The sequence below is a fragment of the Rhizobium sp. rho-13.1 genome, from assembly GCF_007000305.1.
Classification (GTDB): Bacteria; Pseudomonadota; Alphaproteobacteria; order Rhizobiales; family Rhizobiaceae; genus Rhizobium; species Rhizobium rhododendri.
On the sequence record NZ_SCFL01000105.1, the window covers coordinates 1 to 321 of the forward strand.

Consider the following 321-nt stretch of genomic DNA (forward strand, 5'->3'; position numbering starts at 1 on the left):
TGATGCGGATCTCGGCATCCTGGATCGCCAGCGCCGCCTTTTCCAGCTCGCCCAAGATGAGATAGAGGCCGAATTCGTTCTGCTCTACCAGCAGCAGGCTGGAGGGGCGGTTCTTGACGATCTGGCGGCACAGCTCGCTGCCGATCGAGCCTCCAGCACCGGTCACCATGACGACCTTTCCGCGGATGTTGCGGTCGAGCAAAGCCTGGTCGGGCGCAATGACATCGCGGCCAAGAAGATCCTCGATATCGAGTTCACGCAAGTCGGAGACGGCCACACGTCCCTGCGCCAAGGCGGTCAGGTCGGGCATGGTGCGGACGG

At 62.9% G+C, this 321-nt stretch carries 1 protein-coding gene; it reads right to left on the minus strand.

The features are described 5' to 3' along the window. On the minus strand, positions 1–321 hold a 321-nt coding region (locus tag EQW76_RS28840), incomplete at both ends, for a polysaccharide biosynthesis protein (RefSeq protein WP_161991104.1).